Annotated in this window: 25 protein-coding genes and 4 tRNA genes; 19 read left to right on the forward strand and 10 right to left on the reverse strand. The window is 72.8% G+C overall.

The window, feature by feature from the left end; genetic code table 11:
- Positions 1–245: 245 nt before the first annotated feature.
- From IC607_RS06845 to IC607_RS06860, 4 genes are all read right to left on the reverse strand, one after another.
- Positions 246–1265, reverse strand: coding sequence for a LacI family DNA-binding transcriptional regulator (locus tag IC607_RS06845; protein WP_191786387.1), 1020 nt, complete (start codon positions 1263–1265; stop codon positions 246–248).
- A 113-nt stretch (positions 1266–1378) separates the two neighbouring features.
- On the reverse strand, positions 1379–2221 hold the full coding sequence (locus IC607_RS06850) for a fumarylacetoacetate hydrolase family protein (protein WP_191786389.1): 843 nt from the start codon (positions 2219–2221) through the stop codon (positions 1379–1381).
- Positions 2222–2257: 36 nt separating this feature from the next.
- Positions 2258–3256, reverse strand: coding sequence for an aldo/keto reductase (locus tag IC607_RS06855; RefSeq protein WP_191786391.1), 999 nt, complete (start codon positions 3254–3256; stop codon positions 2258–2260).
- On the reverse strand, positions 3253–4005 hold the full coding sequence (locus tag IC607_RS06860; RefSeq protein WP_191786393.1) for an SDR family NAD(P)-dependent oxidoreductase: 753 nt from the start codon (positions 4003–4005) through the stop codon (positions 3253–3255). The genes IC607_RS06855 and IC607_RS06860 overlap by 4 nt, the downstream gene beginning before the upstream one ends.
- A 180-nt stretch (positions 4006–4185) precedes the next feature.
- On the opposite strand from IC607_RS06860, the gene IC607_RS06865 reads away from it, so the two are divergent.
- Complete coding sequence (locus tag IC607_RS06865) at positions 4186–5499, forward strand: enolase C-terminal domain-like protein (RefSeq protein ID WP_191786395.1); 1314 nt, start codon at positions 4186–4188, stop codon at positions 5497–5499.
- Between the two features lie 14 nt (positions 5500–5513).
- The gene (locus IC607_RS06870; RefSeq protein ID WP_191786397.1) at positions 5514–6227 is read left to right on the forward strand and encodes a FadR/GntR family transcriptional regulator; all 714 of its coding nucleotides are present in this window, start codon (positions 5514–5516) and stop codon (positions 6225–6227) included.
- 6 nt (positions 6228–6233) lie between these two features.
- Here the strand turns inward: IC607_RS06870 and IC607_RS06875 are convergent, their stop codons facing one another.
- The 4 genes from IC607_RS06875 to IC607_RS06890 form a co-directional block, all read right to left on the reverse strand.
- Positions 6234–6710: a PPOX class F420-dependent oxidoreductase gene (locus IC607_RS06875; RefSeq protein ID WP_191786399.1), complete on the reverse strand. Its 477-nt coding sequence runs from the start codon at positions 6708–6710 to the stop codon at positions 6234–6236.
- A 91-nt stretch (positions 6711–6801) separates the two neighbouring features.
- Positions 6802–6876 (reverse strand) — tRNA-Val (locus tag IC607_RS06880).
- A 31-nt stretch (positions 6877–6907) separates the two neighbouring features.
- Positions 6908–6978, reverse strand: a tRNA-Cys gene (locus tag IC607_RS06885).
- A 47-nt stretch (positions 6979–7025) separates the two neighbouring features.
- Positions 7026–7097: transfer RNA gene (locus IC607_RS06890), tRNA-Gly, on the reverse strand.
- A 132-nt stretch (positions 7098–7229) separates the two neighbouring features.
- On the opposite strand from IC607_RS06890, the gene IC607_RS06895 reads away from it, so the two are divergent.
- Together IC607_RS06895 and IC607_RS06900 are read left to right on the forward strand one after the other, a co-directional pair.
- The gene (locus tag IC607_RS06895; RefSeq protein ID WP_191786401.1) at positions 7230–8306 is read left to right on the forward strand and encodes a chorismate-binding protein; all 1077 of its coding nucleotides are present in this window, start codon (positions 7230–7232) and stop codon (positions 8304–8306) included.
- 4 nt (positions 8307–8310) lie between these two features.
- Positions 8311–9183: an aminotransferase class IV gene (locus IC607_RS06900; protein ID WP_225224569.1), complete on the forward strand. Its 873-nt coding sequence runs from the start codon at positions 8311–8313 to the stop codon at positions 9181–9183.
- Between the two features lie 78 nt (positions 9184–9261).
- On the opposite strand, the gene IC607_RS06905 is transcribed toward IC607_RS06900, so the two are convergent.
- Positions 9262–9690 (reverse strand): SsgA family sporulation/cell division regulator, encoded by a 429-nt coding sequence (locus IC607_RS06905; protein ID WP_191786403.1) that lies wholly within the window; start codon positions 9688–9690, stop codon positions 9262–9264.
- Between the two features lie 287 nt (positions 9691–9977).
- Between IC607_RS06905 and IC607_RS06910 the strand changes: the two genes are divergently transcribed.
- From IC607_RS06910 to IC607_RS06950, 9 genes are all read left to right on the forward strand, one after another.
- Positions 9978–10050: transfer RNA gene (locus tag IC607_RS06910), tRNA-Val, on the forward strand.
- Between the two features lie 145 nt (positions 10051–10195).
- On the forward strand, positions 10196–12208 hold the full coding sequence (gene thrS / locus IC607_RS06915; protein WP_191786404.1) for a threonine--tRNA ligase: 2013 nt from the start codon (positions 10196–10198) through the stop codon (positions 12206–12208).
- Positions 12209–12211: 3 nt separating this feature from the next.
- Positions 12212–12781, forward strand: coding sequence for an HIT domain-containing protein (locus tag IC607_RS06920; protein WP_191786406.1), 570 nt, complete (start codon positions 12212–12214; stop codon positions 12779–12781).
- 7 nt (positions 12782–12788) lie between these two features.
- Entirely contained in the window at positions 12789–13400 is a 612-nt protein-coding gene (gene pgsA, locus IC607_RS06925) for a phosphatidylinositol phosphate synthase (protein WP_191786408.1), read from the forward strand.
- On the forward strand, positions 13397–14353 hold the full coding sequence (locus tag IC607_RS06930) for a phosphatidylinositol mannoside acyltransferase (protein WP_191786410.1): 957 nt from the start codon (positions 13397–13399) through the stop codon (positions 14351–14353). Before pgsA ends, IC607_RS06930 begins: the two co-directional genes overlap by 4 nt.
- Before the next feature lie 17 nt (positions 14354–14370).
- Positions 14371–15567: a glycosyltransferase family 4 protein gene (locus tag IC607_RS06935; RefSeq protein ID WP_191787045.1), complete on the forward strand. Its 1197-nt coding sequence runs from the start codon at positions 14371–14373 to the stop codon at positions 15565–15567.
- A complete protein-coding gene (locus IC607_RS06940; protein WP_191786412.1) occupies positions 15564–16253 on the forward strand; it encodes a hypothetical protein in 690 nt (229 codons plus the stop codon). The genes IC607_RS06935 and IC607_RS06940 overlap by 4 nt, the downstream gene beginning before the upstream one ends.
- 133 nt (positions 16254–16386) lie before the next feature.
- Positions 16387–17307, forward strand: a complete 921-nt coding sequence (pdxS, locus tag IC607_RS06945) for a pyridoxal 5'-phosphate synthase lyase subunit PdxS (protein WP_191786414.1) — start codon at positions 16387–16389, stop codon at positions 17305–17307.
- Between the two features lie 21 nt (positions 17308–17328).
- On the forward strand, positions 17329–17901 hold the full coding sequence (locus tag IC607_RS06950) for an NUDIX domain-containing protein (protein WP_191786416.1): 573 nt from the start codon (positions 17329–17331) through the stop codon (positions 17899–17901).
- Between the two features lie 2 nt (positions 17902–17903).
- On the opposite strand, the gene kynU is transcribed toward IC607_RS06950, so the two are convergent.
- On the reverse strand, positions 17904–19139 hold the full coding sequence (kynU, locus tag IC607_RS06955; protein ID WP_370526061.1) for a kynureninase: 1236 nt from the start codon (positions 19137–19139) through the stop codon (positions 17904–17906).
- Between the two features lie 90 nt (positions 19140–19229).
- Here kynU and pdxT point away from each other — a divergent pair, with 90 nt between their 5' ends.
- The 6 genes from pdxT to yajC all read left to right on the forward strand — a co-directional run bounded on the left by pdxT (position 19230) and on the right by yajC (position 23741).
- Positions 19230–19826, forward strand: coding sequence for a pyridoxal 5'-phosphate synthase glutaminase subunit PdxT (gene pdxT / locus IC607_RS06960; protein WP_191786420.1), 597 nt, complete (start codon positions 19230–19232; stop codon positions 19824–19826).
- 13 nt (positions 19827–19839) lie between these two features.
- The gene (locus tag IC607_RS06965) at positions 19840–20595 is read left to right on the forward strand and encodes a YebC/PmpR family DNA-binding transcriptional regulator (RefSeq protein WP_191786422.1); all 756 of its coding nucleotides are present in this window, start codon (positions 19840–19842) and stop codon (positions 20593–20595) included.
- A 95-nt stretch (positions 20596–20690) separates the two neighbouring features.
- The gene (gene ruvC / locus IC607_RS06970; protein WP_191786424.1) at positions 20691–21257 is read left to right on the forward strand and encodes a crossover junction endodeoxyribonuclease RuvC; all 567 of its coding nucleotides are present in this window, start codon (positions 20691–20693) and stop codon (positions 21255–21257) included.
- Between the two features lie 100 nt (positions 21258–21357).
- Positions 21358–21972, forward strand: coding sequence for a Holliday junction branch migration protein RuvA (gene ruvA / locus IC607_RS06975; protein ID WP_191786426.1), 615 nt, complete (start codon positions 21358–21360; stop codon positions 21970–21972).
- Entirely contained in the window at positions 21965–23017 is a 1053-nt protein-coding gene (gene ruvB / locus IC607_RS06980) for a Holliday junction branch migration DNA helicase RuvB (protein WP_191786428.1), read from the forward strand. Before ruvA ends, ruvB begins: the two co-directional genes overlap by 8 nt.
- A 187-nt stretch (positions 23018–23204) precedes the next feature.
- The gene (gene yajC / locus IC607_RS06985) at positions 23205–23741 is read left to right on the forward strand and encodes a preprotein translocase subunit YajC (RefSeq protein ID WP_370526062.1); all 537 of its coding nucleotides are present in this window, start codon (positions 23205–23207) and stop codon (positions 23739–23741) included.
- The last annotated feature ends 3 nt before the right edge of the window (positions 23742–23744 follow it).

Below are 23744 nucleotides of genomic sequence, written 5' to 3' on the forward strand. Positions count from 1 at the left end.
CGCGGCCTGCGGGTCGAGTCGCGGCGTCGGCTAGGGGATCGGCTCAGGTGGGAGCGGGTGTGCTGGGTTGGGACTTCGGGCGACGTCGGCCGTGGCTCGGGGCAGCACTGCACCGTGCTGCTCGCTGGGCCGGCCGTGCATACTGGAAGCGCTTCCAGCAGCGCGCCCATCCTGAACCCTTACCAGTCGGTAGTCAAGAGGAACGGACAAATCACCGGACGCCGCCAGCCCTCCGGCGGCGGTGGTCAGTCGGTCCCGGGTGCCGAGCCTCGCACCACCAGATGCGTCGCGAGCTTCTTCGGACGCGGGCGTTCGCCGCCGATGACCTGCACGGTCATGGCGGCGAGCGCCTCACCGAGCTCCCGGATCGGCTGGTGCACGGTCGTCAGCCCCGGGTCCGTCTGGTCGGCGATCGTCAGGTCGTCGAAGCCGACGACGGCCACGTCCTGCGGCACGCGCAGACCTCGCGCCTTGATCGCGCCCAGTGCACCCGCGGCCATGTTGTCCGACGCCGCGAACACGCCGTCGACGGCGGGGTAGCGGTCGAGCAGGCGGTCGAGGGCGAGCGCGCCGCCGCGCGGCGTGAAGTCGGCCGTCGCGAGCCCGACCGGCTCGACGCCCGCCTCGTCCATCGCATCGACGAACCCGCGGTGGCGGTCGATCGAGGCCTGCAGGTCCATGGGGCCGGCGATCATCACGACCCTCCGCCGCCCGAGCGCGAGCAGGTGCTCGGCGGCCTGGCGACCGCCCTGCGCGTTGTCGACGTCGACGAACCACGCCGGCTCGGCGCCCACCGGGCGTCCGCAGAACACGACCGGCAGGTCCGTCAGGTGGGCCGCACCCGCCAGCCAGTCGTCGCCGCCGGGCGCGATGACCATGAAGCCGTCGGCGCGCCCCGAGCGCAGCATGCGCTTGAGCCGGTCCTGACCGCGGGCCGAGGCGGCCAGCATCAGGGTCAGGTCGAGGTCGGCACGGTCCAGCTCGGTCGCCACGCCCAGGATGATCTGCGCGTAGAAGGGGTCGACGAAGAGCGTGGGGTCCTCGTTCGCCACGGCGAGCACCACGGCGCCGGCGTGGTTCGTGGCGAGCGCCCGTGCGGAGGCGTTCGGCACCCAGCCCAGCTCACGGACGGCAGCCTGGACCGCCTCACGCTTGGCCGCGCTGACGTTGGGCAGGTTGTTGACCGCGCGCGACGCGGCCGCGCGGGAGACGCCTGCGCGCCGGGCCACCTCGTCGAGCGTGGGTGGGCGCCTGGAGGGGTCCATGCGCGCGGGAGCCTCCTTGGTCCGTGCGTGGCGCCCTCGATGCCGGGCGCGCGACATCCACGGTAGCCGAGCGGACGTCGCGTCCCGCGCGGACCTGCAGGTGGCGCGCGGGTTCACCCGGTGACGGTGTGCCGCTGGCGTCCCAGCCCGTCGATCTCGATCTCGACGACGTCGCCGGTGCGCAGGTACTCGAAGCGGCCCGAGAGCGCGACGCCCTGCGGGGTGCCGGTGCAGATGACGTCGCCCGGCTCGAGCGCCATGTACTGCGACAGGCCCCACACCAGGTGGTCGACGTCGAAGATCATGTCCGCGGTCGACGAGTCCTGACGCGCCTCGCCGTTCACCCACGAGCGCAGGCCCAGCCGGGTCGCGTCGACCTCGTCGGCCGGCACCAGGACCGGGCCCAACGGCGCGAACGCCGGTCCGCACTTGCCCTTGGACCACTGGCCGCCGGACTCCTCGAGCTGCCACGCCCGCTCGCTCAGGTCGTCCACGACCGTGTAGCCGGCGATGTGCGCCCGGGCGTCGGCGGGCGAGGGCAGGTAGGTGGCGCGACGCCCGACGACGATCGCGAGCTCGACCTCCCAGTCCAGCTTGGTCGAGCCCGGCGGGAGCGGCACGTCGTCGTCGGGGCCCACCACGGTGTTGGGGTGCTTGAGGAAGACGATGGGCGCGCTCGGCGGCTGCGCGCCGGACTCGGCGGCGTGCGCGGCGTAGTTCTGCCCGATGCAGATGACGGCGGCGGGCCGCGCGACGGGGGCGCCGCGCCGCATCTCGTCGGCGCCCGCGAGCTCGGGCAGGTCGGCGAGGGCCGCGCGGGCGCGGGCGATGCCGTCGGCGGCCAGGAACGTGCCGTCGATGTCGGCGGTCACCGACGACAGGTCGCGGACGACGCCGTCGTCCCCGATCACCGCGGGGGTCTCGTGGCCGACGGGTCCGAGGCGGAGCAGGTGCATGGTCGTCCTCCGGTGCTGGGTGCGGTTCGGGGTCTGTCAGGCGGGCAGAGAGACGTGGTGGTCGTCGAGCAGGCCGCGGTGGACGAGGTCCGCCCACAGTCCGTCCGGGACGACGGCCGCGGCGCGTTCGACCGTCTGGCGCACCTGCGCGACGTCGCGCACGCCGACGACCGTGCTGACGACCGCGGGGTGGCGGCGCACGAACGCGAGCGCCGCCTCGGGAAGCGTCACGCCGTGCTCGCCGCAGACGGACGCGACGGCCCGGGCCCGCGCGACCAGCTCGGCGGGTGCGGTCGCGTAGTCGTAGGTGGCGTCGGCGGCCGGGACGTCGCGGGACAGCAGGCCGGAGTTGTAGACGCCGGCGACGACGACCGCGACGCCGCGCTCCTGGGCGGCGGGCAGCAGGTCGGCCGCCGCGGGCTGCTCGAGCAGCGTGTAGCGCCCTGCGCACATGACGACGTCGACGTCGCACTCGCGCACGAACCGCGTGAGCATCGCGGACTGGTTCATGCCCGCGCCGATCGCGCCGACCACACCCTGGTCGCGGAGCTCGACGAGGGTCTCGACACCTGTCGTCGCGGCCTGCTGCCCGTGCTCGTCGGGGTCGTGCAGGTAGACGACGTCGAATCGGTCCAGCCCGGTGCGCCGCAGGCTGTCGTCCAGCGAGCGCAGGATGCCGTCGCGGGAGAAGTCCCAGCGGCGCACGTGATCGGCCGGCACGTCGAACCCCTGGTGGTCGCGTCGGGACGCGGTCGCCGGCGAGGGTTCCAGCACACGCCCGACCTTCGTCGACACGACCAGCTCGTGGCGCGGCCTGCCCACGAGGGCGGCCCCGAGACGCCGCTCGGACAGGCCGAGGCCGTAGTGCGGCGCGGTGTCGAAGTACCGGATTCCGGCGTCCCACGCGGCGTCGACGGCCGCCCGGGCCACGTCGTCGGACGTCGCCCGGTACAGGTTGCCCAGCTGCGCGGCACCGAACCCGAGCTCGGTGACGGCGACGGCGGTGCGGGCGATCCCTCGTCGGGCGAGCGTCACGGCGTGCGGACCCGCAGGGCGGCCATGCCGCCGTCGACGGCCAGGACCGTCCCGGTCGTCGCGGCGGCGAGCGGGCTGGCGAGGTAGCACACGGCGTGGGCGACCTCGGCGGGCCCGACGAGGCGGCCCGTCGGCTGCCGCGCCGCGAGAGCGGCTCGCTCGGCGGACGGGTCCGCGGCCTGGTCCAGCAGCCGACCCACCCAGGGCGTGTCGACCGTGCCGGGGTTGACGCAGTTCACGCGGATCCCGGCGCGTACGTGGTCGGCGGCCATGGCGCGGGTGAGGGCCTCGACGGCTCCCTTGGACGCCGAGTAGATCGCACGCGCCGGCAGGCCGACGGTCGCGGCGACCGAGCACGTGTTGACGATCGCTGCGTGGGACGAGCGCTCGAGGTGGGGGAGCGCAGCGCGCGTCACGCGCACCAGGCCCATGACGTTGACGTCCAGGACCCGCGACCACTGCGCGTCGTCGTGGTCCGCGATCGTCCCGACGGCACCGATGCCGGCGTTGTTGACCAGGATGTCGATGCCCCCGAGACGATCCGCGGCCTCGGCGACGGCGGACCGCACGGCGTCGTCGTCGCAGACGTCCGCGACGAGCGAGACCGCGCCGTCGGGCACGCCCTGCGTCTCGCGGTCGATCGACGCCACCCGCGCTCCGCGGGCCAGCATCGCGGTCACGATCGCGGCGCCGATCCCCGACGCGCCGCCGGTCACGACGGCCGCCAGGCCGCCGAGCTCGTCGTCCATGCATCCTCCTCGAGCAGGTCGGCAGTCAACGTAACGCACGCGGCGCCCGTCGAGCGACCAATCATCCGAGGTATGACACTCCGCGTGGGGTGTGAGTTGACGCCACGTGCACGTCAGGCCTAGCGTCCGGCGCGTAAACATCGGATGTTCGTCCGATGTGTCCACGGGGAGCAGGGCAGCATGGCCAGGATCGTCGACGTCGTCGTCGAGGACGTCCGTTTTCCCACGTCACGCACGGCCGACGGCTCGGACGCGATGAACCACGACGCGGACTACTCCGCGGCCTACGTCGTCCTGCGCACGGACGAGGAGAAGCTCGCGGGCTACGGCCTGACCTTCACCATCGGCCGGGGCAACGACCTCGTCGCGCAGGCGGCGCGGCAGCAGGCGGCGTGGCTCGTCGGCCGCGACGTCGACGAGCTTGCTGCGGACATGGGTGCGGTCCACCGCGCGCTGTCCGCGGACTCCCAGCTGCGCTGGCTCGGGCCCGAGAAGGGCGTCGTCCACCTCTCGCTGGCGGCCGTGCTGAACGCCGCGTGGGACCTGGTGGCTCGCCGCGCGGGCGTCCCGCTGTGGCAGCTGTTGGTCGAGCTGACGCCCGAGCAGCTCGCCGACGTCGCCGACCTGCGCTACCTGTCCGACGCGATCACGCGGGACGAGGCCGTCGCGCTGCTGCGCGAACGGGCCGGGACGAAGCCCGAACGCATCGCCCACCTGCGCGAACGTGGCTACCCCGTCTACACGACGTCGGCGGGCTGGCTGGGCTACGACGACGACAAGCTGCGCCGGCTGTGCCAGGAGGCCGTGGACGCGGGCTACTCGCACGTGAAGCTCAAGGTGGGCGCGGACCTGGCCGACGACGTGCGGCGCTGCGGCATCGCGCGCGAGGTGATCGGCCCCGACCGGCACCTGATGATCGACGCGAACCAGGTGTGGGACGTGCCGCAGGCGATCGAGTGGGTGCGCGCGCTGGCGCGGTTCGACCCGCTGTGGATCGAGGAGCCGACGTCCCCCGACGACGTGCTGGGCCACGCGGAGATCCGCCGACGCGTCGCACCCGTGCGCGTCGCGACGGGGGAGCACTGCCACAACCGCGTGATGTTCAAGCAGCTCCTGCAGGCGCAGGCGCTCGACTACCTGCAGCTCGACACCGGCCGGCTGGCCAGCATCAACGAGATCGTCGCCGTCCTGCTGCTCGCCGCGAAGTTCGGCGTCCCCGTGTGCCCGCACGCCGGCGGTGTCGGGCTGTGCGAGATGGTCCAGCACGTCTCCGTCCTGGACTACGTCGCGATCGGCGCCTCCCTCGACGGTCGCGTCACCGAGTACGTCGACCACCTGCACGAGCACTTCGCCGACCCGGTCGCCGTCGCCGACACCGGCTGGGGCCCGGGTTACGTCCTGCCGACGCAGCCGGGCTACTCCACGCAGATGCACGCGGCGTCCGTGGAGCGCTTCCGGTTCCCGGCGGGAGCGGAGTGGGCGGGCGGCGCGTAGGGGATACTCGCGCCATGTCCCGCACCGACGAGGTCGTCGCCGCCGTCCAGCGCATGGTCCTGGACGGCCGGCTGGCCGCCGGCGACCGGCTCCCGGTGGAGCAGGACCTGGCCGACGAGCTGGGCGTGTCCCGAGGCTCGCTGCGCGAAGGCGTGCGTGCTCTGGTCACGCTCGGCATCCTCGAGACCCGCCAGGGCGACGGCACCTACGTCACGCGGCTCGACCCCGCACGGCTGCTGGGCTCGATGGGCTTCTTCGCCGACCTGCACTCCGACGGCAGCGCGCAGCCCTTCCACGCCGTGCGGCGCCTGCTCGAGACCGAGGCCGCGGGCCTGGCCGCGACCCGGATCGACGCCGCGTCGCTCGCCAGGGCTCGTGGGGTCCTCGACGGTGTCCGCGACCTCCTGAGCGCCACCCCCGTGGACCACGAGGCGTTCATCGCCACCGACATCGAGTTCCACCGCATCGTCGCCGAGCAGTGCGGCAACCCCGTCCTCGCGGCGCTGGTCGACGCGTTCGGCAGCCGAACCGCCCGCACGCGGCTGTGGCGCGGTCTGCACGACGAGGGCTCCGAGGAGCGCACGTGGCACGAGCACGACGCCATCTGGCGCGCGCTGGCCACGGGCGACGCCGACGCCGCGCGGATCCGCATGGCCGCGCACCTACTGGGCGTCGAGGACGCGGTGCGCGAAGCCGCGCCCGACGAGGCAGCGATCGACGAGGACTGAGAGCGCTCAGCCGTCCAGGCGTGCCGCCACGTCGGCCGGGAAGCCGCCGGTCGCGATCGGACCCCACCGCGTGATCTCGATGCGGATCAAGGACTTGTTCTGGACGCGCATCGCCGCTCGGTACTCGTCCCAGTCCGGGTGCTCGCCGGCGATGCACCGGTAGTAGTCGACCAGCGCGTCCTCCGCCTCGGGCATGTGCAGCACCTCGGCGTCCCCGTCGACCTGCACCCACGGCCCCCCGAAGTCGTCGGACAGCACGCACACGCTGACCCACGGCTCGCGCTCGGCGTTGACGGCCTTGGCGCGCCCCGGGTACGTCGAGATCACGAGCCGCCCTTCGTCGTCGACGCCGCCGCTGACTGGCGACACCTGCGGAAGCCCGTCCTCGCGCGACGTCACGAGGATGAAGTGGTGCCGCGTGCGGACGAAGTCCAGCAGCTCCGGCAGGTCGACGCGGCGCGTGGTGGCGATGGTGCGAGGCATCCGCCCAGGCTACGCGTCGGCGTAGGAGCAGGAAGAACGACGAAGGCCACCTCCGACTGCTCGGTGGTGGCCTCGTAACCTGCTGTGGATCTGGTGGGCGATACTGGGATCGAACCAGTGACCTCTTCCGTGTCAGGGAAGCGCGCTACCGCTGCGCCAATCGCCCATGGGGTACTGCCGGTGAAGCTGGTGCTGAGAGGTGGAGATGGGATTCGAACCCACGTATACGGCTTTGCAGGCCGCTGCCTCGCCTCTCGGCCACTCCACCCTGAGACCGCAGTCCAGCGCGGCCGAGGCCGAGAAGGAATGTCTCCGAGCGGACGACGGGATTCGAACCCGCGACCCTCACCTTGGCAAGGTGATGCTCTACCACTGAGCCACGTCCGCAACGCACGTCCCCCGGTTCTCACCGGCGTTCCGTGTGCGTCCCAGACTCTAACCGAGTCTTGGGGCAGGAGCCAAACCGGCTCCCCGTGGGCACCGTCAACCGCATGATCACGGGCCAGTTAGCGTGTGGACATGCCTGATCAGCCCCGAGAATCGCCGGGTTCGGCCTGGTTCGCCGGGCTGGAGCTGTCGAATGTGACGCAGGTCATCGACGTGCGTGCGCAGCCAGAACGCCTGCGTGAGCCCGGTTGGTGGGTGGTCGTGGGGGAGTTCGAGGGTCCGGTACGGGCGTGGAGGTTCGCGCAGGCGGTCGTCGGCGACGAGCCCGACGGGGCGGCCGGGCCGGCTGGGCCGGCGGTCCCTGCGCCTGCGGCCGGCGCGTCGTGGCGCTCGTCCCTCGACCAGGAGGGCTACGAGTCCGCCGTGGGCGCGGCACGTGAGCAGATCCGCGAGGGGGAGGTCTACCAGGTCAACGTCTGCCGGGTGATGTCGCTGGACGTCCCCGACGAGCCCGACGCACGGTCCCTCGCCCGCGTGCTCGAGGCCGGCAACCCGGCACCCTTCGCCGGCGGCATCCACGTGCCGGGACGGGAGTGGGTGGTCTGCGCGTCGCCCGAGCTGTTCCTGCGGATCGACGGCGACACGATCACGTCCGCGCCCATCAAGGGCACCGCACGGCGTCCCCACGGCCTGGGCGCCAAGGACCGCGCCGAGAACGTCATGATCACGGACCTCGTGCGCAACGACCTTCAGCACGTGTGCATCGCCGGCACCGTCGAGGTCATTTCGCTCCTGGATGTCGAGCAGCACCCGGGGCTCGTCCACCTTGTCTCCACGGTGCAGGGCACGCTGGACCCGGACGTCGCCGGTGCCGACGACCTGTGGGCGCGCCTGTTGGACGCGACCTACCCGCCCGGATCGGTCTCGGGAGCGCCGAAGTCGTCGGCGCTGCGCATCATCGACGACCTCGAACCTGTCGCGCGTGGCCCGTACTGCGGGACGTTCGGCTGGGTGCACGTCGCCGACGACGGCACGGTGCGCGCCGAGCTCGCCGTCGCCATCCGCACGTTCTGGTGGCGGGACGGCGTGCTGCACTTCGGCACCGGTGCGGGCATCACGTGGGGCAGCGATCCGGCCCAGGAGTGGGCCGAGACGGAGCTCAAGGCCGCGCGCCTCGTCGCGCTCGCCACGGGTGCCGGGGGAGACTGAGCTGATGGACACTGACCGGATGGACACGCGTGTGGTGCTGTGGGCGGACGGCCGGTTGCGACGGGCCGACGAGGCGATCGCGACGGGCGTCGACCACGGGCTGACGGTCGGTGACGGCGTGTTCGAGACGTGCGCGGTCTACGGCGGCCAGGCGTTCGCGCTCACGCGCCACCTGCGCAGGCTCGCGCGCTCGGCCGCGGGCCTGGGCCTGCCGGAGCCCGACGAGGACGAGGTGCGGGCCGCGACGCAGGCCGTGCTGGCCGCCGCTCCCGACGCGGGCCGGCTGCGCATCACCTACACGGGTGGGCCGGGACCGCTGGGCTCGAACCGCCTGCCCGCACCCGAGCAGCGCGCCACCCTCGTCGTCCTGGCCGGACCCGCCGTACGTGCCGAGACGTCCCGCGTGGTGCGGGTCCCGTGGGTCCGTAACGAACGCTCGGCGGTCGCCGGGCTCAAGACGACCTCGTACGCCGAGAACGTCGTCGCTCTGGCCGCCGCCTACCGGCAGGGGGCCGACGAGGCCGTCCTGGCCAACTCGCGCGACGAGCTGTGCGAGGGCACCGGGTCGAACGTCTTCGTCGAAAGGGACGGCGAGCTGCTCACACCTCCGTTGGACAGCGGATGCCTGGCCGGCATCACGCGCGAGCTCCTGCTCGAGTGGGCGGCCGAGGCGGGTCTGCCCGCCCGCGAGGCCGTCCTGCCGTACGCCGTCCTGGACGACGTCGCCGCGGGACGCGCGCACCTGCTGCTGAGCGGTTCCATCCGCAACGTGTCGCCGGTCGTCTCGCTCGACCGGGCGGACGTGGCCGCCGGTGGGCTCTCGCTCGAGGCGCAGCGACTGTTCCAGGCGCGCCTGGCGGACGACCTCGACCCCTGACCTCGCGCCCACTGAGCTCGCCCGGACGTGCGACGACCGGCCCCGCCCCAGGCGGAACCGGTCGTGGTGTGGCGGAGGTCAGGCCGTCAGCAGCGCTGCGATGAGGGCCGTGATCTCCGGGTCCATGCGGTCGCTCTCGGTCCCGATCGGCACCAGGGCCTCGGTCCCCGCCAGGAAACGCACGATGGGCTCGCTGGGTGCGGCGAGCAGCGCACTGCCCTCGACGCCGCTGAGCGACACGAGGGTGTAGTCGGGGTCTTCGTCGCGCCACACCTGGACGTCGCCGGTGCCGGCCGGGGCCTCGGAGGTCGCGTGCATCCCCAGGGAGAGGAGCTCGCGGCCGACGAGCCACGTCGACATGGTGTGCGGGCCCGTGAACACGGCTCGCACCGTGTAGGGGTCGCTCGTCCGGAATGACAGCTCGGCGCTGACGGGGATGACGCTCGCGTCGGACCCGATCAGCTGCATGGCGACGACCTCGACGACGTCGTAAGACGACTGCGTCATCGGGTCCTCCTGGTACTAGATGGGAACGGCACCGCTACGAACAAGGGAACGAGGTCCCATCATGGCAGCGGAACGCCGTGTTTGACGGGTCCGCCGCCGATGTTCACCCAGACGTACGCCCCGAACGGGGTGCAATCACCCAAACTCGTGCGGGGAGAACGCTCTCACCTGCACGCGGTCGGTCCGGTTCGGTTTTCGCGCCCGTTGTGGGTAGCATCCTTCCTCGACGTGACCTACGGGTCGCCTGTCGAGTCGTGCGGATCGGATGTCGGTCGCACGGCGTGCCAGGGCGATTGGCTCAGTTGGTAGAGCGCCTCGTTCACACCGAGGAGGTCATCGGTTCGAGTCCGGTATCGCCCACGTCAGACGAAGGCCCCCTCCTGGTGGAGGGGGCCTTCGTGCGTCCGGGTGCAGTGCGAATTGCGGTCGGGCCGTTCACCCGCGCGCCGGTAGCATCGTCAGCGGCCCACCGCCCGGGTGGGCGGCCACGAAGGAGACTGCACCCGTGCCCGAGCTCATCACCCTGACCGTCGACGGAACTGCGACCACCGTGGAGCCGGGGACGACGGGCACGGACCTGTTCGGGGACCGGCGCGACGTGCTCGTCGTGCGCGTGGACGGCGAGCTGCGGGACCTGCACCTACCGCTGGACGACGCGAAGGTCGTCGAGCCGGTGACCATCGACGAGCCCGACGGGCTCGCCGTGCTGCGGCACTCCGCGGCGCACGTGCTCGCCCAGGCGGTCCAGGAGGTCAACCCGAGCGCCAAGCTGGGCATCGGACCGCCCATCACCGACGGCTTCTACTACGACTTCGACGTCGAGACCCCGTTCACCCCGGACGACCTGAAGGCCATCGAGAAGGTCATGGGCCGCATCGTCAAGGAGGGCCAGACCTTCCGACGCTGGGACGTCACCGAGGCGCAGGCGCGCGAGGAGCTGCGCGACGAGCCCTACAAGCTCGAGCTCATCGGCCTCAAGGGTGACCCGGCCGCCGCCGACGGCGCCTCCGTCGAGGTGGGTCTGGGCGGCCTGTCCATCTACCAGAACGTGCGCGGCGCCGGTCGCGAGTCGGAGACCGTGGTCTGGCAGGACCTGTGCCGCGGGCCGCACGTGCCGTCCACCCGCGTGCTCGGCAACGGCTTCCAGCTGACCCGCTCGGCGGCCGCGTACTGGCGCGGGAGCGAGAAGAACCCGCAGCTGCAGCGCGTGTACGGCACCGCGTGGCCGAGCAAGGACGAGCTGCGTGCCTACCTGGAGCGTGTGGCCGAGGCCGAGCGTCGCGACCACCGCAAGCTCGGCAACGAGCTCGACCTGTTCTCCTTCCCCGACGAGATCGGCTCCGGGCTGGCGGTGTTCCACCCCAAGGGCGGCATGATCCGGATGGAGATGGAGGACTACAGCCGCAAGCGCCACCTGGCCGCGGGCTACTCCTTCGTCAACACCCCGCACATCACCAAGGAGCAGCTCTTCCAGATCTCGGGGCACCTGGACTGGTACGCCGACGGCATGTACCCGCCCATGCACCTCGACGAGGAGCGCGACGCGGACGGCAACGTGCGCAAGCAGGGGCAGAACTACTACCTCAAGCCCATGAACTGCCCGATGCACAACCTGATCTTCGCGTCGCGCGGCCGCTCCTACCGTGAGCTGCCGCTGCGCCTGTTCGAGTTCGGCACGGTGTACCGGTACGAGAAGTCGGGCGTCGTGCACGGCATGACCCGCGCCCGCGGGTTCACCCAGGACGACGCGCACATCTACTGCACCCGTGAGCAGATGCGCGACGAGCTCACCAGCCTGCTGACGTTCGTGCTCGACGTGCTCAAGGACTACGGGCTCGAGGACTACTACCTGGAGCTCTCGACCAAGAACCCCGACAAGTCCGTCGGCGACGACGCGACCTGGGAGGAGGCGACCGAGACCCTGCGCGAGGTAGCGGAGGCCTCCGGGCTCGACCTCGTCCCCGACCCGGGCGGCGCCGCGTTCTACGGTCCGAAGATCTCCGTGCAGGTCAAGGACGCGATCGGCCGCACCTGGCAGATGTCGACCATCCAGCTCGACTTCAACCTGCCCGAGCGGTTCGAGCTCGAGTACACCGCGCCGGACGGCACCCGTCAGCGGCCCGTGATGATCCACCGCGCCCTGTTCGGGTCCGAGGAGCGGTTCTTCGCCGTGCTCACCGAGCACTACGGCGGCGCGTTCCCCGCCTGGCTCGCACCCGTGCAGGTGCTGGCCGTGCCCGTCGCGGAGCCGTTCGAGGGCTACCTCGACGACGTCGTCGCGCAGCTGCGCGCCCAGGGGATCCGCGCCGAGGTGGACCGCAGCGACGACCGGTTCGGCAAGAAGATCCGCAACGCCTCCACGCAGAAGATCCCGTTCGTGCTCATCGCCGGCGGCGAGGACGCCGAGGCGGGCGCGGTCTCGTTCCGCTACCGCGACGGCCGCCAGGAGAACGGGGTGCCGGTGGCCGAGGCGGTCGAGCGGATCGTGTCGGCCGTGCGCGACCGGGTCCAGGTCTGAGCGGTGGCAGCCACGGAGCCTGCCGGCGAGCCGGCCGAGCACTTTGCCGGGGAGCCCGACGGTCTCCAGCGGCTGTGGACGCCGCACCGGATGGCCTACATCCGCGGTGAGAACAAGCCCACCGACAAGCAGGCCGGTCCGGGCTGCCCGTTCTGCCGCGTGCCGGACGGGTCCGACGAGGACGGGCTCATCGTCGCGCGCGGCGAGGTCGCGTTCGTCGTGCTCAACCTGTACCCCTACAACGCGGGGCACCTGCTCGTCTGCCCGTACCGGCACGTCGCGGACTACACCGAGCTGACCGAGCAGGAGGTCGCCGAGGTGGCCGCGCTGACGCGCACCGCGATGCGCGTGGTGCGCGACGTCTCGGCGCCTGCGGGGTTCAACCTGGGCCTCAACCAGGGTGAGGTCGCGGGGGCCGGGATCGACGCGCACCTGCACCAGCACGTGGTCCCGCGCTGGGGCGGCGACTCCAACTTCCTGCCCGTCGTGGCTCGCACCCGGGCGCTGCCGGAGCTGCTCGCCGACACGCGCGAGCGCCTCGCAGCGGCGTGGCCCGCGCCTGCGAAGGGATGATCGAGCCGTGCTGAACCGTCTGCGCGGAGCGATGACGCGCATCTTCACGCCCGTCGCCGACGCCCTGCTCAAGCGCGGCGTCTCGCCCGACGCCGTCACGATCACCGGCACGGTCGTCGTGGTCGTCACCGCCCTGTGGGCGTTCCCGCAGGGCTGGTTCGTCGTCGGCACGCTCGTCATCGCGCTCTTCGCGCTGACGGACTCGCTGGACGGCGTGATGGCCCGTCGGGCCGGTCGGTCGGGGCCATGGGGGGCGTTCCTGGACTCGACGCTCGACAGGTTCGCCGACGCGGCGATCTTCGCGGGCGTCGCGCTGTACTACTTCGGCGACGGCGACGACCGCCTCACGGCCGTCCTGGCTCTGACGTGCCTGATCCTGGGCTCGATCGTGCCGTACGCGCGCGCCCGCGCCGAGGGCCTCGGGATGACGGCGTCGGGCGGCATCGCCGAGCGTGCCGACCGGCTGTTCGCCGTCCTGATCGCCGCCTTCCTGGTGGGCGTCGGCGTGCCGGACGTCGTGCTGACGGTGGTCCTCGGGCTGCTGGCCGTCGCGTCCGCGATCACCGTGGTCCAGCGGATGGCCATGGTGCACCGCCAGGCTGCGGCGGCAGCCGAGTGAGGCTGGACACGGGCAAGCTCTACGCGTTCGCGTGGCGCAACGCCGGCCGCGTCCCGGGCCCGGTGCTGCGCGGCATGGGCAACCTCGCCGCCGACGTGTCCTGGCTGGCCCACGGGCACGGGGTTCGGCAGCTCGAGGCGAACTACGCACGCGTCCTCCCCGACCTGGACGGCCGGGCCGTGCGTCGCCTGAGCCGGGCGGGCATGCGCTCCTACCTGCGCTACTTCGGCGAGGCGTTCTCCCTCACGCACGCGAGCCCGGAGCAGATCGATGCCCGCGTGCGGGCATCCGGCCTCGACCGGGTCAAGGCGCTGCTGGCCGAGGGGAGCACAGTCGTCCTGGCACTCGGCCACCTCGGGAACTGGGACCTGGCGGGGGCATGGGCGGGTCGCAACGTCGGCCTGGTCACGACGGTGGCCGAGCGCCTGGAGCCCGAGGAGGTGTTCCAGGAGTTCCTCGCGTTCCGGCAGGGGCTGGGCATGCGGATCCTCGCGCTCGGTGACGGCGACGTGTTCCGCGACCTGCTCCGGACCGCGCGCAACGGAGAAGGGCTGATCCCGCTCCTCGCGGACCGGGACCTGACGGCCAAGGGGATCGAGGTGGACCTGGCGGGCAGGCGGGCCCGCGTCGCAGCGGGCCCGGCGGCCCTGGCCGTCGCGGCACAGGCGACTCTCATGACCACGGTCATCAGCTACGAGAGGCTGCGCGGCGCGCGTCGCCGGGCGGCAGGGACACCGTGGGGGATCCACATCGAGTTCGGCACCGCCCTGGTGGCAGGGGCCGGGCTCTCTCGCAACGAGCAGGTGCGTGCGCTGACCGAGCAGTGGGTGACGGAGCTCCTGGACGGCATCCGTCGGCACCCGCAGGACTGGCACATGCTGCAGAAGGTGTTCGTCGAGGACCTCGACCCGGACCGGTACGCCGCGACACTCGCGCGCGAGGCGTCGGCATGAGCGCCGCGACGCGCCCCCTGCGGGTGGGCATCGTCTGCCCCTACTCGTTCGACGTCCCCGGTGGCGTCCAGTTCCACGTGCGCGACCTCGCCGAGGCGCTGCTGGCGCGCGGGCACGACGTCCAGGTGCTGGCACCGGCCGACGACGACACCCCGATCCCGCCCTACATGACGGCCGCCGGGCGCGCGGTGCCGGTCCGGTACAACGGCTCGGTCGCCCGGCTCACGTTCGGCCCCGTGACCGCCGCACGAGCGCGCCGGTGGCTGGCCGCGGGCGAGTTCGACGTCCTCCACCTGCACGAGCCCGTGACGCCGAGCCTGTCGATGCTCGCGCTGTGGATCGCGGACGGCCCGGTGGTCGCCACGTTCCACACGTCGACCGAGCGATCGCGCTCGCTCCAGATCGCGTTCCCGCTGGTCCGGCAGTCCCTGGAGAAGATCTCAGCCCGCATCGCCGTGTCCGAGGACGCGCGACGCACGCTCGTCGACCACCTGGGCGGGGACGCCGTCGTCATCCCCAACGGCGTCTACGTCGACACGTTCGCCGCGGCGGAGCCGGACCCGCGCTGGACGGGGACGCCCGACGCGCCGACCATCGCGTTCCTGGGGCGCCTCGACGAGACCCGCAAGGGGCTGCCGGTGCTGCTCGGCGCCGTGCGGGAGGTGCTGGCCCACGTGCCCGGCGCACGGTTCCTCGTGGCGGGCCGCGGTGAGACGGGCGAGCAGCAGGCGCGCGACGTGCTGGGCGACCGGGCCGGGGCCGTCGAGTTCCTGGGTGGGGTGTCCGACGAGGACAAGGCGCGGCTGCTCTCGTCCGTCGACGTCTACGTCGCACCCCAGACCGGGGGAGAGAGCTTCGGCATCGTGCTGGTCGAGGCGATGAGCGCGGGCGCGGCCGTCGTCGCGAGCGACCTGGGGGCGTTCTCGCGCGTGCTCGACGACGGCGCCGCGGGCGTGCTGTTCCGCACCGGTGACTCCGACGACCTCGCGCGCACGCTGGTCGAGGTCCTGCGCGATCCCGCGCGGCGTGCGGAGGTCGCCGCGCGAGCCAGCACGGTGGTGCGCCGCTACGACTGGTCGGCCGTCACCGACCAGGTGCTCGCGGTCTACGAGATGGCGGTCGCGGGACGTGACGCACCCGTGGGCGAGGACCCGTCCTCGCTGCGCGGTGCGCGCCTGCTGGAGCTGCGCCGCGGCCGAGGGGAGGGCCGATGACCTGGACCGACACGACGCTGCTGATCGTCGCCGTCGTGCTGTTGGTGGGCTGGTGGCTGTGGGTGACCGCCTCGCGGCTCGACCGGCTGCACCGGAAGGTCGGTGCGGCCCGCGCGGTCGTCGACACCCAGCTGGTCCGCCGCGCCACGGTGTCCGCCGCGCTGGCGACGTCCGGCCTGCTCGACCCCGTCAGCTCGGTGCTGGTGGGAGAGGCCGCCTGGGCCGCGCTGTCCGCGGGCGGCACCGACGCGGAGACCCCGCCCGGGGTGCCCGACGAGCTGCGCGACCTGCTCGCGGCCGACCAGCACGCGCCGGTGGCTCCGTCGGACCTGTCCGCCGGGATCGGCGAGCGAGGTCGCATCGAGAGCGAGCTGTCGGCGACGCTCCGCGAGGTGCTGGCCGACCCCGACGAGGTCGCGGCCCTCGCGTCCGAGCCCGGCGGGGCGCAGATGCTCGACGAGCTGGGCAGCGCCTGGTACCGGGTACAGCTCTCGCGGCGGTTCCACAACGAGGCGGTCGCCCAGACCCAGCGCATGCGGCGAGGCATCGCCGTCCGCGCGCTGCGGCTCGCCGGGCACGCCCCCGAGCCCCGCAGCCTCGAGCTGGACGACGAGTGGCCGACGACGCTCGGACGACCCGGTGTGCGGACGGCGGAGACGCCCGTGCAGCAGCCCGCGCAGGACTGAACACCACCTGGTCGGGGCGTGGGACGGCCGTGAGACGCGCTCGGTCGGCCTCGGCCGACGGACTACGATGACGACATCGGACCGCGACGCCCGCGGCCCGGTCCCACCCGCACCACCGTCTGTGAGGCTTGCCGTGACCAGCGAGAACATCCAGCCCGCCAGCTCTGCCGCCGGCACCGTCGGCACCGCGCGCGTCAAGCGCGGCATGGCCGAGATGCTCAAGGGCGGCGTCATCATGGACGTCGTCACGGCGGAGCAGGCCAAGATCGCGGAGGACGCCGGCGCGGTCGCCGTCATGGCGCTCGAGCGGGTTCCCGCCGACATCCGCGCCCAGGGCGGCGTCGCGCGCATGAGCGACCCGGACCTGATCGACGGCATCATCGAGGCCGTCTCGATCCCCGTGATGGCCAAGGCCCGCATCGGGCACTTCGTCGAGGCCCAGGTGCTGCAGTCGCTCGGCGTCGACTACATCGACGAGTCCGAGGTGCTGACCCCGGCCGACTACGCCCACCACATCGACAAGTGGGCGTTCACCGCCCCGTTCGTCTGCGGTGCCACCAACCTGGGTGAGGCCCTGCGCCGCATCACCGAGGGTGCCGCGATGATCCGCTCCAAGGGCGAGGCAGGCACGGGCGACGTGTCCAACGCGACGACGCACATGCGCACGCTGCGCGACCAGATCCGCCGCCTCACCTCGCTCCCGGAGGACGAGCTGTTCGTCGCCGCCAAGGAGCTGCAGGCGCCGTACGAGCTGGTCAAGGAGGTCGCCGAGGCCGGCAAGCTCCCCGTCGTGCTGTTCACCGCCGGAGGCATCGCCACCCCCGCGGACGCGGCCATGATGATGCAGCTCGGCGCCGAGGGCGTGTTCGTCGGCTCGGGCATCTTCAAGTCGGGCAACCCGGCCGAGCGTGCGGCCGCGATCGTCAAGGCCACCACGTTCTACGACGACCCCGACGTGATCGCGAAGGTCTCGCGCGGACTGGGCGAGGCCATGGTCGGGATCAACGTCGAGGACGTCCCCGAGCCGCACCGCCTCGCCGAGCGCGGCTGGTGACGTCAGCCTCCTGACGTCGACGTGACGGACTCCAGCACGCCGGACGTCCCTGCGGCACCCGGACCGGGCCTCGGCCCGGAGTGGGTGCGCGGGGACGACGGCGTGCTGTTCCGTCGGGCCGCACGCGTGATCCTGCTCGACGAGGACGACCGCGTGCTGCTGGTGCGCGGGCACGACCGCGACCAGCCCGAGCGCAGCTGGTGGTTCACGGTCGGGGGCGGTCTGGACGACGGCGAGGACGAGCGGTCCGCGGCCGTGCGGGAGGTCCGCGAGGAGACGGGCATCGCGCTGGTGCCCGACGAGCTCGTCGGGCCGGTCTTCACGCGGTCGGCCATCTTCGACTTCTGGGCCGAGCACTGCCGCCAGGACGAGGTCATCTTCCTGGCGCGCGTCGGCGCCGGCGCGTTCGCCGGCGACCAGGCGGGCTGGACGTCGCTCGAGCGGGACGTGCTGGACGAGCTGCGCTGGTGGACGCTGCCGGACCTCGCGGCCGTGCAGCTCGAGGTGTTCCCCGAGGGCCTCGCCGCGCTCGTCGCGAACCTGCTGCCGCGCTGGGACGGCGTGACGCGGCACCTGGGCCTCGCCGTCGAGTAGCGCTACGTCACCGTCGAGCGCTGTGACCAGCCGGCGTCGAGGTGCTCGCCCGAGGCGAGCACGTCCGCGTAGGCCCGCGCTGCGGTGAGCATGTCCGCGTGCGTCAGGTAGGGGGCCGCGACGCCCAGCCGGACGACGTCCGGGGTCCGGAAGTCGCCGACCACGCCGCGCCCCGCCATCGCGCGCACCACCCCGTAGGCGGCCTCGTGCCGGACCGCCACCTGCGAACCACGTCGTTCGTCCTTGCTCGGCGAGACGACATCGACGTCGGGGACGAGCTCCTCGAGGCACACGCGCAGGAACCGGGTCAACGAGAGCGAGCGTGCTCGCACGGACGCGACCTCCACGTCGTCGAAGACGTCCAGCGCGGCGTCGAGGGCAAGCAGCGACAGCATCGGTGCGGTGCCGGTGCGCATGCGCTCGATGCCGGGCGCCGGTCGGTAGTCGCGCTCCATCGCGAACGGCTGCGCGTGCCCGTGCCAGCCCGCCAGCACGTTGGGCGCGGCCGCCTGGTGGCGGTACGCGACGTAGCCGTAGGCGGGCGCGCCCGGTCCGCCGTTGAGGAACTTGTAGGTGCACCCGACGGCGAGGTCCACGCGGTGCTCGTCGAGCCCGACCGGGACGGCGCCCGCCGAGTGGCACAGGTCCCAGACGACCAGGGCGCCGGCGTCGTGCGCCGCCGCCGTGATCGCCGGCAGGTCCCACAGCCGGCCGGTGCGGTAGTCGACGTGCGAGACCAGCACGGCGGCCACGTCGTCGGACGTCGCCAGGCGCTTGGCCATCTTGTCGGGCACGACCTTCTCCACGGCCCAGCCCACCTGCGACGCGACCCCCGCGAGCACGTACAGGTCGGTCGGGAACGAGTCGGGATCCGTCAGGACGACGTGCCGGTCGGGGCGCAGCGCCGCGGCCGCGTGCAGGCTCTGGTGCAGGCGCACGCTGGTGGAGTCGCCGACGACGACCTGGCCGGGCGCCGCACCGACGATCCGGCCGACCCGGTCGCCCACCGCCGCGGGTGCCTGCCACCAGCCGTGCGTGTTCCACGACTCGACCAGGTCGCGGCCCCACTGGTTCGTCACGACGTCCGCGACCGCGTCCGGGACGTGGCGGGGGAGCGCCCCGAGCGAGTTGCCGTCGAGGTAGACGACGCCGTCGGGGAGCAGGAAGCGGTCGCGCCTGTCGGTGGCGGCGTGCGACGCGTCGAGCGCCGCCGCCTCCGAGGTCAGTCGGTCGGTCACTGGACGAGCGTACGACTCGAGCATCCGGGTGTGACGACCGGCACGGGACGCGACGTGGGGACGGCGCGGCGCGGTCCCTACGATGTGCGGGTGCAGACAACCGTCGGAGTCCTGGCCCTGCAAGGGGACGTGCGTGAGCACGTCCACGCGCTCGAGAACGTGGGCGCGCGCGCCGTCCCGGTGCGCCGCACCTCGGAGCTCGACGCGGTCGACGCGCTGGTCATCCCGGGTGGCGAGTCCACGACGATCGACAAGCTCCTGCGCGCCTTCGAGCTGTTCGAGCCGGTCCGGCAGCGGCTGCGCGCCGGGATGCCCGCCTACGGCTCGTGCGCCGGCATGATCCTGCTGGCGGACCGGGTGATCGGTGGGATCGAGGGGCAGCAGACGCTCGGCGGCATCGACGTGACCGTGCGACGCAACGCGTTCGGACGGCAGGTGGACTCCTTCGAGTCCGACCTGTCCGTGGACGGGGTCGAGGGTCCGCTGCACGCCGTCTTCATCCGCGCGCCGTGGGTCGAGGAGGTCGGTCCTGCCGCTTCCGTGGTCGGCCGGGTCGAGGGCGGGCCGGCCGCCGGTAGGATCGTTGCGGTCCGCCAGGGTCCCTTGCTCGCGTCGTCCTTCCATCCGGAGGTCACGGGCGACACCCGGGTGCACCGTCTGTTCGTCGAGATCGTCCGCGAGAGCTAGGGGCTGCCAAGCGATGTCGGGTCACTCCAAGTGGGCCACCACCAAGCACAAGAAGGCCGTCGTCGACGCGAAGCGGAGCAAGCTCTTCGCCAAGCTGATCAAGAACATCGAGGTGGCCGCGCGCACCGGCGGCGGTGACCTCGCGGGCAACCCCACGTTGTTCGACGCGGTCCAGAAGGCCAAGAAGAGCTCGGTGCCCATCGACAACATCAACCGTGCGGTCAAGCGCGGCTCCGGCCAGGAGGCCGGCGGCGCGGACTACACGACGATCATGTACGAGGGCTACGGCGCCGGCGGCATCGCCGTCCTGGTCGAGTGCCTGACCGACAACCGGAACCGGGCCGCGTCCGACGTGCGCGTCGCCTTCACGCGCAACGGTGGCCAGATGGCCGACCCCGGTTCGGTGTCCTACCTGTTCTCCCGCAAGGGCGTCGTCATCGTTCCCAAGGAGGGGACCGACGAGGACGCCGTGATGGAGGCGGTGCTCGAGGCCGGCGGCGAGGAGGTCAACGACATCGGCGAGGCCTTCGAGGTCCTGTCCGAGGCCACGGACCTGGTCCCCGTGCGCACGGCGCTGCAGGAGGCCGGCATCGAGTACGACTCCGCGGACGTCGTCTTCTGGCCCGCGACGCAGATCGAGGTCGACGCCGAGGGCGCCCGCAAGATCCTGCGCCTCATCGACGCGCTCGAGGACTCCGACGACGTGCAGAACGTCTACGCGAACTTCGACGCGTCCGACGAGGTCATGGCGGAGCTCGAGGACGACTGACCCCATCGCGCGCACGAGCCCGTGATCCTCGTCGGATCGCGGGCTCGCGGCGTGTGCGGGCCCGCTCGCCGCGGTCGGCCTGCGACAGTGTCGGCGTGCGTGTGCTCGGAGTGGACCCCGGCCTGACCCGGTGCGGGTTGGGCGTCGTCGACGCGCTCCCGGGGCGCCGCGCTGCGCTCGTGTCCGTCGGGGTGGCGCGCTCGGACCCGGGCCTCGAGGTCGACCAGCGACTCCTGCTGATCGAGCGCCAGCTCGAGGAGTGGATGGACACGTACGCGCCGGACGCGGTGGCCGTCGAGCGGGTCTTCGCCCAGCACAACGTCCGCACGGTCATGGGCACCGCGCAGGTCGCCGGGCTCGCGATGGTCGCCGCCGCGCGCCGGCGCATCCCCGTCGCGCTGCACACGCCGTCGGAGGTCAAGGCAGCAGTCACGGGCAACGGTCGCGCGGACAAGGCGCAGGTGCAGACGATGGTTGCGCGCCTCCTCGCACTCGATGCGCTCCCCAAGCCCGCGGACGCCGCCGACGCGCTCGCCCTGGCGATCTGCCACCTGTGGCGACCCGCCGGCTCGCTCGGCTCGCCGCAGCGGGCGCCGGGTTCGATGACGGCTGCGCAGCGCGCGTGGGCTGCGGCGGAACAGGCCTCCCGCGCGCGCGGCTGAGCACCGGTGCGTGTCGCTCGTACAGATGTTCGGACATGTGGCAGCATGACAGCGACGCGTCGACCAGGTGCGTTGGTGAGGACGGACGAAGGAGGCCCGCGTGATCGCGTCGGTCAGCGGCACGGTGCGAGCGGTCCGGCTCGATGCGGCGGTGGTCGAGGTCGGGGGCGTCGGGATGCTCGTGCAGGCCACGCCCGCGACGCTCGCCGGGCTGCGGGTGGGGGCGTCCGCGACGCTGCACACGTCGCTCGTGGTGCGGGAGGACTCGCTGACGCTGTTCGGGTTCGCCGACGACGACGAGCGCGAGGTGTTCGAGGTCGTCCAGACCGTCAGCGGCGTCGGCCCCCGGCTCGCGCTCGCCATGCTGGCCGTGCACACGCCCGACGGGCTGCGCCGTGCGGTCGTGGACGAGGACCTCAAGGCGCTCGAGCGAGTGCCCGGCATCGGCCGCAAGGGCGCGCAGCGCATCGTCCTCGAGCTCAAGGACCGGATCGGGGCGCCGGTCCCGGTCGCCGCCGGTGCGCCGGCCTCCGCGGCCGCGGGGGACCGCCGCGACCAGGTGGTCGAGGCTCTCGTCGGGCTCGGCTGGAGCGCGAAGGTCGCCGACGACGCGGTGACCGGGGTGCTGGACGGGGTCGAGGGGCCCGTCGGTGCCGACGAGGTGGCGGGCGTGCTGCGCGCCGCGCTGCGGACGCTGGGCGGCGGACGTGGCTGACGACGAGCTCGTCACCGAGCGCATCGATGCGGACTCGCTGGTCCGGTCGGGCGCGGACGACGTGGAGCGGGCGGCCGAGGCCGCGCTGCGCCCGCGGCGTCTGGACGAGTTCGTCGGCCAGCGGGTGGTGCGCGAGCAGCTCTCGCTGGTGCTCGAGGCGGCGCGCAACCGGGGCAGGGCCCCCGACCACGTGCTGCTCTCCGGCCCGCCGGGCCTGGGCAAGACGACCCTCGCGATGATCATCGCCGCCGAGCTCGGTGTCTCGTTGCGTGTGACGAGCGGTCCGGCGATCCAGCACGCCGGCGACCTGGCGGCTGTCCTGTCCTCGCTCGAGGAGGGCGAGGTGCTCTTCATCGACGAGATCCACCGCCTGGCCCGTCCGGCGGAGGAGCTGCTCTACGTAGCGATGGAAGACTTCCGCGTCGACGTCGTGGTCGGCAAGGGTGCCGGGGCCAGCGCGATCCCGCTCGCCCTGCCGCCGTTCACGGTGGTCGGCGCGACGACGCGTGCCGGACTGCTGCCGGCGCCGCTGCGTGACCGGTTCGGGTTCACAGGTCACCTCGACTTCTACGACACCGACGAGCTCGAGCGCGTCCTGATCCGGTCGGCGGGGCTGCTCGGCGTCCCGCTCGCGCACGACGCGGCGGCCGAGGTCGCCTCCCGCTCGCGCGGCACCCCGCGCATCGCCAACCGGCTGCTGCGCCGCGTGCGGGACTGGGCCGAGGTCCGCGGCGACGGGACGCTCGGGCTGGCCGCGGCACGCGCTGCCCTGGCGGTGTACGAGGTCGACGAACGCGGGCTCGACCGGCTGGACCGTGCGGTGCTCGGTGCGCTGTGCTCCCGGTTCGGCGGAGGACCGGTGGGACTGACGACGCTCGCGGTCGCCGTGGGCGAGGAGCCCGAGACCGTGGAGACCGTCGCCGAGCCCTTCCTGTTCCGCGAGGGTTTCGTCGGACGGACCCCGCGCGGCCGGATCGCCCTGCCGCCTGCCTGGGCCCACCTCGGGCTGCAGCCGCCGCGGGACCCGGGCGCGCTGTTCGGCTGATCCGCCAGGTTCGACGGTCAGGCACCGCGTCCGCCCGTCGACCCGTTCTTCGTTCTGCCTGCGCCGTACGTTACGGTCGGGTGCCCGCTCGATGACGTCGGGGAACCACTGCCGGTGGTCGCGCGTTGGAGCGGCGGGCCGCTGCGCCTAGACTGCGGCCGACAACGCCCGACCCGAAGGACATCTCGTGACCCACCACGCCGAAGTGATCGCTGCTGCCTCTGGCGGCGGCGGTGGCGGCAGCTCGTCGTTCCTGCTCATCCTCGTCATCGCGGTGGCGGCCTTCTGGCTCATGTCGCGTCGCACGCGCAAGCAGCAGAAGGCGCAGCAGGAGTTCCGCAACACGCTCGAGCCGGGCGACGAGGTCATGACCGGGTCCGGCCTGTTCGGCACGGTCGTCGCGGTCGACGACGAAGCCATCACGCTCGAGTCCGAGCCGGGCGGCGGCCGCACGCGCTGGATCCGCGCCGCGATCGCCAAGAAGATCGAGCCCGTCGTCGACGAGCCCGACCAGGAGTGGGCCGACGAGTCCGACGAGGACCCCATCGAGGTGCCGGACGACCTGTCGTCGATGCCCTCGCTGCGCAAGGACGCTCCCGCTACCGCGCAGGCCGCCGACGAGTCCCGCCCGGACCGTGACGCCAGCGACGTCGACGACGTGACCGTCGCCGACAAGGACGGTGCCGCCACGGACGGCGCCAAGGAAGACCCCGACACCAAGTAACCG

It is taken from the genome of Cellulomonas sp. JH27-2 (assembly GCF_014837175.1).
Lineage (GTDB): Bacteria > Actinomycetota > Actinomycetes > Actinomycetales > Cellulomonadaceae > Cellulomonas.

What these genes read in the sequence shown, in the direction of transcription:
- IC607_RS06845 (WP_191786387.1), bottom strand. Translation starts at nt 1,265, where the DNA reads ATGGACCCCTCCAGGCGCCCACCCACGCTCGACGAGGTGGCCCGGCGC.
- IC607_RS06850 (WP_191786389.1), bottom strand. Translation starts at nt 2,221, where the DNA reads ATGCACCTGCTCCGCCTCGGACCCGTCGGCCACGAGACCCCCGCGGTG.
- IC607_RS06860 (WP_191786393.1), bottom strand. Translation starts at nt 4,005, where the DNA reads ATGGACGACGAGCTCGGCGGCCTGGCGGCCGTCGTGACCGGCGGCGCG.
- IC607_RS06865 (WP_191786395.1), top strand. Translation starts at nt 4,186, where the DNA reads ATGGCCAGGATCGTCGACGTCGTCGTCGAGGACGTCCGTTTTCCCACG.
- IC607_RS06870 (WP_191786397.1), top strand. Translation starts at nt 5,514, where the DNA reads ATGTCCCGCACCGACGAGGTCGTCGCCGCCGTCCAGCGCATGGTCCTG.
- IC607_RS06875 (WP_191786399.1), bottom strand. Translation starts at nt 6,710, where the DNA reads ATGCCTCGCACCATCGCCACCACGCGCCGCGTCGACCTGCCGGAGCTG.
- IC607_RS06895 (WP_191786401.1), top strand. Translation starts at nt 7,230, where the DNA reads ATGCCTGATCAGCCCCGAGAATCGCCGGGTTCGGCCTGGTTCGCCGGG.
- IC607_RS06900 (WP_225224569.1), top strand. Translation starts at nt 8,311, where the DNA reads ATGGACACTGACCGGATGGACACGCGTGTGGTGCTGTGGGCGGACGGC.
- IC607_RS06905 (WP_191786403.1), bottom strand. Translation starts at nt 9,690, where the DNA reads ATGACGCAGTCGTCTTACGACGTCGTCGAGGTCGTCGCCATGCAGCTG.
- IC607_RS06940 (WP_191786412.1), top strand. Translation starts at nt 15,564, where the DNA reads ATGACCTGGACCGACACGACGCTGCTGATCGTCGCCGTCGTGCTGTTG.
- IC607_RS06965 (WP_191786422.1), top strand. Translation starts at nt 19,840, where the DNA reads ATGTCGGGTCACTCCAAGTGGGCCACCACCAAGCACAAGAAGGCCGTC.